This is a genomic window from Vibrio sp. MED222, assembly GCF_000153005.1.
In the GTDB taxonomy this organism is placed as follows: domain Bacteria; phylum Pseudomonadota; class Gammaproteobacteria; order Enterobacterales; family Vibrionaceae; genus Vibrio; species Vibrio tasmaniensis_A.
In genome coordinates this window covers 149,052-160,941 of record NZ_CH902606.1, presented here as the reverse complement: position 1 = coordinate 160,941, position 11,890 = coordinate 149,052, and the positions used below count along the sequence as shown (strand labels likewise).

Here is an 11,890-nt window from a genome sequence, read left to right as displayed (position 1 = left end):
GCGATTGAAGCGGCAAGAGCAGGCGAGCAAGGACGAGGCTTTGCAGTTGTTGCCGACGAAGTACGTGCTTTATCTGGACGAACGTCAAAGGCCACAGTTCAGATTAAAGAGAGCATCGATACCATGCTGGCGACGATTGAAAGCTGGCAGAAAGATATTCTGGCGAACAGAGACCAAACCGACGCGTGTGGTGATGTTGCGAAGGTGAGCGCAGAGCGTTTATCTGAAGTTGAAAATCTAATGCAATCGATGAATGAACTGATGCAATCTGTTGAAAGCTCTGCTCATAAACAACGTGAACTATCGAGCGAAGTAAACCTACATATGCAGTCTATCGCTTCTACCGCAGAGCAAAACCTGGTTGCAACACATTCTGTGAAAGACCACTCCACAGAGCTAAAAGAGCAAGTGAATGAGTTCTATCATTTAGCGAAGCGCTTCGAAGAAAAATAGCAGTTAGATTTTAGAAGCATGAAAAATAAGAGAAGCCTTGCGAAACTAGCAAGGCTTTTTTGTGGATCAAAAGAATCGTTTTCAGAAACAGAAAAGCCCCCAATAATTGATGTCCAACTATTGGGGGCAGTTCATAATGCAGGCTCTTTAGTGTGTTTAGCCGAACCCTTCGGGCAGCGTTTGCTAGCCATTTCTACTACGTTATCGGCTTCTCATGTAGGCTAGCTACACATCAAAGCCTCTGCCTTGTAGAAATCCCCAGCAATTCGCTGCAAAAATCAGCTCGAAAGATCAACACGCCCTAGTAAAGGGCTAATTTAACGTGTGATTATGTGCGCTCTGCCAAGTATGCTTCGTAGTCTGGGATCTCAATGATCACTTCTTCTTCAAGCAATGAAGAGTTAAACAGGAAGTTAGCGGTAGCGCGGTTGGTTGCTACAGGGATGTTCCAAACACTTGCGATACGAAGCAGTGCTTTTACGTCCGGGTCGTGTGGTACGGCATTTAATGGATCCCAGAAGAAAATCATCATATCGATCTTGCCTTCAGAGATAAGGGCACCAAGTTGTTGGTCACCGCCCATTGGGCCGCTGATCATGCTCTTAATCGCTAAGCCTGTTTCTTTACTGAGTAGAGAACCTGTCGTGCCCGTTGCATAAAGGAAGTGCTTTTGTAGTTTTTCTTTGTTCTCTTTGACCCATCTTAATAGCTCAGGTTTGAAATGGTCATGAGCGACCAAAGCGATGTTCTTATGCGTTGGCATAGTACGCGTCGTTTTTTGCATGGATGTTCCCTAAATGATTGATTCGTTTTTATTGTTTTGAGTTCTTTAGTCAATATAGCACTAAGGATTCACACTGAATACCGGGCGAAACTCAGAAGGTGACAATGAGTCGGCGATAATTTGATCTTTGAGTGTTGCGGGTGTCAGTGCCTCAATCATGGGTGCGCTATGTTTTTCATAAGGTTGACCACGCAAGTAATGGGTGGCTTGCTTTACCGACAAGCGACCTTGTTCAACCATTTTATCTGTTGGTGCAAAAAGCACCTTGTTACGAAGCAAACCGCGGTAGATTCCGTGACTTAAGTAACTTGAAATTAACCCAATCTCTTTGGTTTTACCCGCAGCTCTTAGTTCACTTATCGCAGCTTCAATCGCGACTGCACTTCCGACAATATATTGAATATCCGGTTGTTCGATGACTTGTTGTACCAAGTTTCTTTGCAGTTCTTTATCGTTGTCTGCCCAATAGCTGATCGCGATTTTGATATCGCTCGATTTGATTGCATCATAAAACCCGAGCGCCACAGGTTTAGTGCCACCGCTTGCTTGTGGGCCAAGTAATAGGGCGATAGGTGTTTCTCCTGACCCTTTTGGATGTCTTTTCGACAAAAACTCTCCGACTTGGAAGCCCATTTGATACCAGTCGACACCGACCGTGCCTTTTAATACTCTTTGTTGCTCTTTATTGACGGTTAACTCATTGACTGTGGCAAACACAGGGGTTGCTCCGACCCAGTTGGTCAGGTTCTCATGGTAAGCGTCAGGCGAAACTGTGCCTAAAATAATGGCATCAGCCCCCCATTGCGTGCAAAGCACCAGTTGTGAGGCCTGTTTGGCTACGTTGGGGTAACCGCCAGCTTCCAAAACTCTAAGTTCGACTTGTTGCTTTTCTGCTTCTGAGACCATTCCGTAGTTAACCGATAACCAATAAGAGTCTTTTAGGTGCGGATAAATGGCACAAATTTTTTCTTTTTGTGATGTGGCTTCTGCCGGTTTTATTGGGCTCAAAGGCTCACTAGCACTTACTACAGTGGTGACTGATGCTAGTAATGAGAGAAGAATTTTTGAAGTTAAAGGTCTAGATAGCATGAATTGCCGTTTTATTGGTTTTAGATAAGAAACACTGCAAAATATAGCGTATTCTGCATGGGTAAAGAAGAACGTTTTAAGGTTTAGAGTTTATGTTGTTAGCTTCAGCGAGTATTGGACGCAAGCTACTGGCCTCATTCTTAGTGATGGCCCTGTTGGTTTTATTGTCTGCATTGATCGGTGTTTCTGGTTTTAGCTTTGTAGCAAAGACTGAAAGAAACGTCGTCGATTCTGCTCTTCCTGCCATGATCGAAGCTCGTCAAGTATCTGAGTTGAGTAACCGTATTATTTCGTCGGTACAAACGCTTTCTAATGCGAGAAATGAAGCAGAAAGAAAAGAAGCGGGCACTATGTTGTTCGGTCAACTTGAGTCGCTTCTTCAGCATATCAAAGAACTTGGCGTCGACAGTTTTGATTCCCAACTTCTTAATAAACTCGAAAACAATGTCCAAAGTGTTATTAATACACTGGCTGAGTTGGGCGTGTCAGTTGAACGTAAGCTTTGGTTAAACAAGGAACTGTCTTCTCGTGTTGAAGAGATGCGTCTACTTGCGGAAGAGCTAGAGCAGCTAACCCGAACCCAAGTGTTGAACACGGCCACCATCGCAGTTGCCAACGTCACACACATCTATGACCTACTAGAAACTAAGCAAACTGATAAAGCCTACCAAGCCTTAGATGCGCTTGTTGAGGTTGACCTTGATTTGTCTGAACGCTTGCACGAATTACATTTGTTGGCGTACAAAATGCTTAATCAAATTGAAGAAACGCAGACTGTCACTAACGTTGAACGTATTCATCAAATCCAATCTGAGTTTGAATCTAATCTAAGAATTATGGCGCGCCGTGTGAAAGCGGTCGAAGATCCGACTCGTTCAGCGCAGATGTCTCAGTTGCTTGAAGAGTTGAGAAAACGCCAGGTCGTGTTCGATATCTCGCTAGAACAATATGAGAACACCAAAAAGTCAGAGTTTCTGATGCAAAATACGTTGGAGCTGTTCTCTCAGCTGAATACAACGGTTAACCAACTGGTTGATGATTCAAACCGAAGCACAAAAAAAGCGGTTGATGAGCTGACCAGCACGTTGAATCTGGCTCAATGGTCGCTGTCTGTGATTTCGGTTATTGGTTTGGTTATCGTCGCATTTATCGTTTGGCGAGTGGTTTATATCTCGGTGGTTAAACGTCTTACTGAATACTCTTCAGCTTTGATGTCTATCGCTCAGGGGCGTCTGAATATCGATATCTCGGTTAAAGGTAATGATGAACTGGCTCATATGGGTGAGGCTATTATTACAGCGAGAAATACGGCACAGGCGCTACAAGTGGTTGCCGTTGGAGAAGCGAAGGCGAAACGTGAGCTCGAAGAACATAAAGAGCACTTAGAAGAATTGGTCACCGACCGAACTTATCAACTGCAAAAAACCAATGAGAAGTTGAATGTCGAGGTGGAAAATCACGCTAAGGCTCGTAATGCCGCAGAACAAGCAAGCCGGGCTAAGTCCGCCTTCCTCGCGACGATGAGCCATGAAATACGAACACCGATGAATGGTGTGTTAGGTACGGCTCGATTACTTAAAGATACTGGGCTAGATCCTTTGCAATCGGGTTATGCCGATATCATTAACCGCAGCGGCAAGAATCTTCTCGCCATTTTGAATGACGTGCTTGATTATTCAAAGATAGAAGCGGGGCATTTAGAAATACGCACGGCTTCGTTTGATCTCTACCAAATGGTTAAAGATACCTACCAACTAATGGAGGGACGTGCTGCTGAGAAGAAACTTAATTTCGATTTCCATATTGAAAGTAACGTACAACGTTATTGGCGTGGTGATGTAACACGAATCAGCCAAATTTTGAACAATCTGGTTGGCAATGCGATTAAGTTCACTGAAACAGGCTCAGTCGATATCTTTATCAGCTTAGATATAGAAGATGAAAATCGAGTGATGTTTGAAGTGTCAGACACGGGGGTTGGCATTGATAGCAAAGAGCAAGCTTGTCTGTTTGATGCATTCACCCAAACCGGTAGTGGTCGCAATAAAACTGGCGGCACTGGGCTAGGGCTAGCGATCAGCAAAAGTATCATGCAAGCAATGAACGGTGATATTGGTGTTCATTCCGAAGAAGGTGAAGGGAGCCAATTCTGGTTCTCAGTACCTTTGTTCGCGGGTGAGAAGATTGAAACGAAAGCACCGACTATTGAAGCTTGTATCCGTGCCAAAGTACTGTTGATTGAAGATAACCCTGTTAACTGCATTGTTGCTGAAGGATTTCTGAATAACCTAGGCCATGACGTTGTGATGGCGACAACAGGAGAAGAGGCCAGAGCTATATTCAGTGAGCAGGCGTTTGATATTGCGCTGGTAGACATCAATCTACCCGATTGTGATGGCATAGAGCTGATTCAACAGTTAAAAGCGATCCTAGAACAAACGTCCACGGCTGAGCCGCTAAATATACCCCCTATGGTGGCGGTGTCGGCGCATGTATTCAATGAAGAAGTCGAAAGCTATTTAGCATCAGGGTTCGATGGTTTCTTGCCTAAGCCGTTGGAGAAAGAGGCTCTTTCTCAGCTCATCGTTACTCAACTCGATGGTAAAGCACTGTTGTTGCCACAGCCTGATCCGAATGATGCTGTTTGCAAACAAAACTATAAACGCGTAATTGAGAGTAACAGTGATGAACTGAACGCCACACAGATGGCAGATGTATTGGCTAATCACACGGCTATAATTGATTCTCAATATGATACCCAAGACCGAGGAGATGCTCCGGTGAAATTGATTGATTCCAAAGTGATAGAGGGTGATCTGTCGATTCTTGGATTAGAGAAAATGAAACAGATCGTTGCGCTGTTTGATGAAAGCAGTGACCTGACCTTGAATGAATTAGCTGAGGCGAGTCAAGCGGATGATGGACGAGAAGTGAAGTCCTTGGCGCACAAACTTAAAGGGTCGGCGGGTAGTTTGGGTCTATCAGCACTGTACAGCTTGTGTCAGAGCATTGAAGCAAGCGAAGAACCATTATTGCAGTATCGAGATAACGACCAAGCTTTATCGGAACTAGTTAGAGATTCGTTGAAGGCACTTGTGCCCTATGTTTCCGTTTAACGATGTGAGCCTGTTTTAAGCTTATACCTAATCTGCAAGCTAAATAAAAAATCCTCTGAACGACTATTCGTCAGAGGATTTTTTATAGCATGTGTACCAATGGTTCTTTAAGAAAGACTTACCAAGATTTCAAGTAATATGGCCGACGATTAAGGCGATATAGCCGACGTTCAAGGCAATATAGCCGACGCTCGAGGCAATGTGCTCAATGTTCAAAAGCTAGAATCAAGGTATACCGTTTACTCGCTATCTATTTTTACTATCTATTCTCAAAACGGTTGTAATCCAATAAACCAAACTCAATCGGTTGATCTTGTTGATACCAACGGTGAACTCGGTCGCTGAATGGCCAGAACTCAGGCGAACTGCGTCGTACTGCAAACTTATCCAGCAACGCGACGTAATCTTTTTCTGTGTCCAAGCTTTGCAGTGCTTTAACCAGAGTCGGTATATTGCGCTCAGTTAATGACAGATAAGCGGCAGGGTAGCTACCTACAACCCCACGTACTAGTGTTAAGTCGTCATTGGCGTAATCTCGATTACCCTCTTCATTGAACAGGCTTGAAATGTTGCTGTGAGCGTTATTGTGAATCATGGTGAACAGCTGCTCATCGCCGTTCTCGCTTTCAATCATGATCGTAACTAATTGAGGCACATGACGCAGACCAACTCCCTTAATCAAATTCACTTGTTTGAGCAGAGCTTCGTTTTTCCGACTGAAACCTGTTTCGACAATATCAAAGCGATTATCGAGGATCGGCGCGAGCTTATCTTTGATCATATTAAGCAGTTCACGCTTAGGATTTGTCGTTTTGTATATCACGTTGGTTGGCTGGTCAAAAGGTGCAATATTACGCTGCAAGTAGTCGCTCAACTGTGAGCTTTGGTTTTCATACCAACTTGAGTGTTCAATGTGTCGTACGTCTTTTGGAAGAAGGGTCAAGAAGTTACTCTCACCCTCAAGGCGCAAGAAATCCATAAACATACGGGTAATCAGTTGGTGGCCGAAGTTACCGTAGACATCAAAACCAGCAACGAGAAGGTAATGGATACGTTCTAGAAGGGCGTAATCAAGAATCCACGCTGTCTTGGGTTGTGGGCCAACTAAACCTTGAACAACTGAAGCGCTATCAAAGTGTCTAAAGATAGTAAGCGCGGCATTACGGTTCGTGCCATTGCCATCCCAAATGATATCTGTGTCTAGATTTACTCCGCTATCAAACCATTGATTGGTGAAGTCTGATTTTGCATTAAGGTATCGAGCTTGTTGCTTCGCGTAGCTCACCCAGCTTGTGACAGGGACAGTGTTGCTTTCTAGTTCACTAGGCAGCTTTAGGTTTTGCTTCTGGTTGGCATAAAACTGATTAATTTCAGGCAGATCTGCTTTATCAGGATCGATGAATAGTACCCAGAATCTATCATTGATCACGTTGAGTGCGAGCTGCCCGCGACACACCGGCCCCTTGATAAAGGCCATGATGGTGTTTTGTGCATTGTCCAGCATGAAATGGAAGCGCGAGTTCACCGGAAGAGCTTCAAACGAAGTCATTGGATTCGCCGCGACGTCAATCGCGTAGCTAGGAAGTTGTTTGACAGCGTAACGAGCATCCACAAACCATGTGTTCCAATTGTTCAGGCGTTCTTCATTTAATGCGAAAGGCATGTGTGTTTTGTGGACGATGGTGCCTTGCTCTGGAATCAGGCGATAATAAACCCGATCCACTTTTGGATCGTCGTAAGGTCGACGACTCGTGATGCGATGAACCGCTTCACCAGGAGGCGTCGCAGAACGAACCAAGGTGAAGAAGCGTGTTGGCTGAGCTAAATCAGAGAAATAGAGGTGTGATAGAAACAGATGTTCATAGATATAACGTGCTGAAAGCTGGCTTTTATTGTCACTCTTGTTGAGAAAGCCCTCGTAGATATCAACGAGCTCTTGTTCCGCATCATTCAGTGGAATATGGTCATTCATTAACGCGCCGTTTTCCAACCAACTCATTAAAGTCGCGTATTCCGTTTTATCTAAGTTCGGCATGCCATAAGGCATTCCCCACGTCGGGTAATCTCTTTCGTATTGAGCGTACTCTTCAATGGTTGGACACTGTTGGTCGCGATCGGTTGAAAAGTCGAAGCCTTCAAGTTGCGTTTGATCTGGAAGAGGGTGGTTTTCTTTTTGCATCAACATACGAGAAACAAGCCCAGCATCAAGGTTAGCCGTTGAATTCTGCATACGTTCGTTTAGCACTGGATGAAAATCCGCATCACGCCACTCTTGTGTGGTTATCGCGTCTTCAAACAGGCGGGTAGGGGCTGAGGCGGTTAAACGGGTGCCTTGATAAACGAGTGCCTTACTCGCCCCTCGGTCGATACCTTCAACTGAAGACATTTTTAGCTGGCAAGGTGCATCATAACAAGCGTGGCAAACAACACAGCGGCTATCAATGATAGGCTTTACTTCGTCAATGAAATGCTGTGCTTGAGATGAAAGAATAGGCGCTTGGCGATCTCGGACTTGTTGTTCACCAAAGAGCTGATCGAAGTTCAACCCCGCGTAGACGGCACAACCTGAGAAGACGCTAACAAAAGCTAAAATGAAGAGTTTTTTCAAATTCATACGTATTAAAGATTAGGCATTTTCTCCAATTATATCGAAAATGATTGAAAAAGCTCATGTTCTGACTATTTTGTAGATAAGATATTGATGTAAGTTATTTACTAGAGACTAGAGACTAGAGACTAGAGACTAGAGACTAGAGACTAGAGCTAGGCAACTATCTAATGATTGACGTAGCAAACCGAGAATGGAACAGATAATCGCTCGAACTCTTTGATCCATCGCCACTGGTTGTCTTGCAATTTATCGCCGGGCCCTTTGACCTCAATCCAATGAAATTCATCGTCCTTGAACGCAATCAAATCCGGCATCCCAGTTCTAAATAGCTTTAGCTCACTGAGCATCACTTTGAATAGCTCGACGATTAAGGCGTTCGGAATAGCCTCCATACTGTGCTCAATGAGTGCTTGAGGGAAATGGTTCCAATGAACGAATGGATTTGCGATACCGTATTTCTGGTCGTAGATATCAAGCAATTGGTTTAGTCCTTGCTCGGATATGGTTTGAAACGCAGCCTGGATCTGTTTAACTCGTTTGTCTACGAAATTTGAATGGTATAGATCCAGAGGGCGATGTTGGTAGCGATTGATAAATGCGCCCTCAACGTCTGCGAAAATCACTTCCCAAAAGGCTAAGCCAAACAATCCACATAAAAAACTGTTCTCTGAAAAGTAGACTTCCCAACCTTGGTTTTCCAAGTGTTGCTTCACCGCAAGTTCAACTCGCGTTTGGCTGAGGTCTAATTCCAGTTTTATCTCTTTGCAGCTCGGTTTTATGGTTCGAGAAACTTTGTGGCCCTGTTTCCGTAGTAGCCTGTTTTCAAGCTTAATAGCGACTTCCTGCTCTGATACATCCGATGGATTCGCTTTCATTTTCGTGACAATGTCACACATTAAGTTTAGCTCATCTTGCTTGTCATAGATGCGTGCAAGTCGTTCTCTGCTTGGGGGAAGTACGGATTGTTTGAACCAAAAGACAGCTTGATCGTTTTGGTTGAGCCTTTCTAGATCGCGAGCGATATCATTGATCAAACGCGATCGTTTTCTGGCAATGCTTCTGTGCTCTGATTCTTCAGGAATCGAGTTTAAAATCTGCTCCAGAAACTCACCGTCTTTGCGGTCCCCTTCTGAATACAAGCGTTGAATATCACGTATCTGGAGCAGTTGATTGAGCTGTTCTCTAGAGGTGAAGAAACGACGCTGTTTACTTAATGGGTAGTTTTCGAAGGTGTTGAGTCCAAGATCGCTAAGAACGAATTGGCTTAGGTCTTGATAAGTATTGGCAAAGAACAGTAGCAGCAAGACATCAATAACTTCAGATTTGACAACGTAAATACAATCGAACGACAAGTTTCGGAACTTATTAAAAGGTTGGTGATCGAGCAAAGCCAAGAGTTCGTCTTTCTTCGCTGTCTTATAGTTCATAAGAAATGGAAATGCGCTGAACAGTTCTGGTTTAGTCAGTAGATGCAATCCTAATTCGAGATCATTAATGACAAGATTATGTTGTTCGGTAGGGTGGCTTAACGCAATGAAGTTCGATGTGTTTAGCTCTTGTAGGGCGTTTTTCAGATCTGGAATTTCAGCATAGTCGAGCTTATCACTTCGAAACCAGCAGCCTTTGCGAGAAAGCAAACGAATCATTAGACACTGGCTTGCGACTGAAAGACGTTTGTATTCAGACAACCAACGGCATTCATCGTCACTCAGCAGATCTGGATAGAGTGTTTGAGCGTGTTCAATCAGTCGATTGAAGTTGTCGAGATAATAAGTAGGGGAGAGCTGAGGAGTGGTTTCTATCGTCAATGGATTAGTCGCTTGATACAAAAAGAGCCTAACCCTAAGGTTAAGCTCTTTCTATTTTTAATCAATCGAGAACTGAGTTAAGCGCTTGCTTGCTTAAGTTCTGTTGCTTTCGCTTCTGAGATTGGTTTAGTCACGATAGCTAGAACAATACACACGGCCATCATAGCAGCAGAGATTGTGTAAGCTAGGCCGTAACCTTCGCCATTCGTCATTGAGTAACCAACAACCGCAGCACCGATAGCACCACCGATACCCCATGCCGTGTAAAGCACGCCGTAGTTCGTACCGTAGTTTTTCAGGCCGTAGAATTCCGCAGTTAGTGTTGGGAATACTGCTAGAAGTGTACCGTAACCAACAGCTGCGATAGCCGTACCAATGATTAGCGTAAATTCAGAGTTGAACGTAGCGAATAGAGCCATGTTCGCACCTTGAAGGATGAACGCTAAAAGTAGAGTACGTACGCCACCGATTTTATCTGCAAGCATACCTGCAGCAACACGACCGCCTGAGTTGAATACAGCAAGGATAGACGCTAGGTAAACCGCGTTTGGTAGGTTCGCTTGAACGCTAGCAATCGTAGTGATGTTACCGATGATCATAAGACCAACAGAAGCAGCAAATGCGTACATGATCCATAGAGAGTAGAACTGAGGAGTCTTCAGCATTACTTTCCATGTTAGGTCTTCAGTCTTCTTAACCGCTTTAGGTGCTTGGCCTTCTTTTACTTTAGGCTCAGCTGGCGTGTAATCCGCTGGTGGGTTGTTGATCGTTGCCGCTAGAGGTACTGCGATTGCAAGTACACCAACACCAAGAATCATAAAGCTTGTTTGGATACCCATGCTATCGATTAGCGCAGAAGTTAGTGGTGCTAGGTAAATAGCAGCAAGACCGAAGCCTGCAGCGATTAGACCGTTAACCATACCTTTCTTAGAAGAATGGAACCATTTCATTGCTGATGGAGAAAGACATGCGTAACCGAAGCCGATACCAGCACCTGTCATCACGCCAAACGTTAGGTTTAGCATCATAGGAGTCGTAGCGAAACCAGAAGCAATCATACCTAGGCCAGTAAGCGCTGTACCAAGAATAAGGATCTTACGTGGACCCATACGGTCTTGTAGGATGCCTGCAACAAGAAGACAAACAGAGAATGTGATAGTTGCAATAGCGTAAGGTGAAGATGCTTCAGCAGCACTCCAACCAGCTTCAGTAACTAGCGCCTTGTTAAATACACTCCAAGCATACAGGATGCCAAGACAAAGGTTGATACAGAAGCCTGCTAGCAGGATACGTGATGCTTTATCAATCTTGCTCATTTTTATTCTCAGTTTTGTCGTTGGTCAGTGGTGAGCCACTTAACTAAAGACGGGTTATTGTGATTGTTTCTTCAAAATTAGTTTGCGTTTATCAACAGACAACGCAAAAGAGCGCGGATTATAACCAATAAAAATGTGATTGGAATCTCTTTTTCCATTTTCGGTAAATAAACTCAAAATTGTTAATGGGTTGTTTTTTGTTGGTTTGTAAGTTGTGTTTAATACCTTTCTATTTTGTTCTTTTTAGCGTGGCGGGCTTATTTTTTAAGGGATTCTTCGATACACATTTCAGATTGTCCACGTATCCCGTGCGGATATCACAGAGTTACGAATTATTTTAAATATTTTCCAAGGTTAATTTTGTGTAACAAAATAAATCGAAATGACGCTTTATTCATATGAGACAAGGGTTAACGGAGGTTTATTAAAAACAGTATGTTAAATGATTGTTAACTTGGGTTTTTGTTAGCACCATTGCTTACATTTTGTTCAACTTGAGGGGTTGTGTTGAACAAAAAAAGTGGGAAAATAGTGCGCAAACTGAGATTCCAAATTTGAAAGGATGCGTTTCCAACCTATGGTGAGGCGAGTATTATGAAACTGTTTTTAATTTTATTGATGTCAATTTCTGGTGGTGTAGCGGCAGCTGACCATATTCACTCTTTCCTATTCGGCTTCTATATTGCGGCATTAGCAGTTGGTAGTTGTTACTG

Annotated in this window: 8 protein-coding genes and 1 pseudogene; 4 read left to right on the top strand and 5 right to left on the bottom strand. The window is 43.8% G+C overall.

Annotated features, from left to right (window positions below):
• On the top strand, positions 1-453 hold a 453-nt coding region (locus MED222_RS20490), incomplete at its 5' end, for a methyl-accepting chemotaxis protein (RefSeq protein WP_009844870.1).
• Between the two features lie 328 nt (positions 454-781).
• On the opposite strand, the gene MED222_RS20495 is transcribed toward MED222_RS20490, so the two are convergent.
• Together MED222_RS20495 and torT are read right to left on the bottom strand one after the other, a co-directional pair.
• Positions 782-1,237, bottom strand: coding sequence for a methylglyoxal synthase (locus MED222_RS20495; RefSeq protein ID WP_009844869.1), 456 nt, complete (start codon positions 1,235-1,237; stop codon positions 782-784).
• Positions 1,238-1,297: 60 nt separating this feature from the next.
• Entirely contained in the window at positions 1,298-2,245 is a 948-nt protein-coding gene (torT, locus tag MED222_RS20500) for a TMAO reductase system periplasmic protein TorT (protein WP_231847903.1), read from the bottom strand.
• Between torT and MED222_RS22575 the strand changes: the two genes are divergently transcribed.
• Both MED222_RS22575 and torS read left to right on the top strand, forming a co-directional pair.
• Positions 2,190-2,354, top strand: coding sequence for a hypothetical protein (locus MED222_RS22575; RefSeq protein WP_232281790.1), 165 nt, complete (start codon positions 2,190-2,192; stop codon positions 2,352-2,354). The two genes, torT and MED222_RS22575, sit on opposite strands and share 56 nt — an antisense overlap.
• 64 nt (positions 2,355-2,418) lie before the next feature.
• Complete coding sequence (torS, locus tag MED222_RS20505) at positions 2,419-5,442, top strand: TMAO reductase system sensor histidine kinase/response regulator TorS (RefSeq protein WP_009844867.1); 3,024 nt, start codon at positions 2,419-2,421, stop codon at positions 5,440-5,442.
• A gap of 259 nt (positions 5,443-5,701) precedes the next feature.
• On the opposite strand, the gene MED222_RS20510 is transcribed toward torS, so the two are convergent.
• From MED222_RS20510 to MED222_RS20520, 3 genes are all read right to left on the bottom strand, one after another.
• Positions 5,702-8,056 (bottom strand): fatty acid cis/trans isomerase, encoded by a 2,355-nt coding sequence (locus tag MED222_RS20510; RefSeq protein WP_009844866.1) that lies wholly within the window; start codon positions 8,054-8,056, stop codon positions 5,702-5,704.
• A 161-nt stretch (positions 8,057-8,217) separates the two neighbouring features.
• On the bottom strand, positions 8,218-9,882 hold the full coding sequence (locus tag MED222_RS20515; RefSeq protein ID WP_009844865.1) for a VRR-NUC domain-containing protein: 1,665 nt from the start codon (positions 9,880-9,882) through the stop codon (positions 8,218-8,220).
• Between the two features lie 56 nt (positions 9,883-9,938).
• A complete protein-coding gene (locus tag MED222_RS20520; RefSeq protein ID WP_009844864.1) occupies positions 9,939-11,177 on the bottom strand; it encodes an L-lactate MFS transporter in 1,239 nt (412 codons plus the stop codon).
• 594 nt (positions 11,178-11,771) lie between these two features.
• Here MED222_RS20520 and MED222_RS20525 point away from each other — a divergent pair.
• Positions 11,772-11,890, top strand: a pseudogene (locus tag MED222_RS20525) (NADH:ubiquinone oxidoreductase); the annotation flags it as partial.

Excerpts from the sequence above, each read along its gene's own strand:
- MED222_RS20495 (WP_009844869.1), bottom strand. The coding sequence starts at position 1,237 with ATGCAAAAAACGACGCGTACTATGCCAACGCATAAGAACATCGCTTTG.
- MED222_RS22575 (WP_232281790.1), top strand. The coding sequence starts at position 2,190 with ATGGCACAAATTTTTTCTTTTTGTGATGTGGCTTCTGCCGGTTTTATT.
- torS (WP_009844867.1), top strand. The coding sequence starts at position 2,419 with ATGTTGTTAGCTTCAGCGAGTATTGGACGCAAGCTACTGGCCTCATTC.
- MED222_RS20510 (WP_009844866.1), bottom strand. The coding sequence starts at position 8,056 with ATGAATTTGAAAAAACTCTTCATTTTAGCTTTTGTTAGCGTCTTCTCA.
- MED222_RS20520 (WP_009844864.1), bottom strand. The coding sequence starts at position 11,177 with ATGAGCAAGATTGATAAAGCATCACGTATCCTGCTAGCAGGCTTCTGT.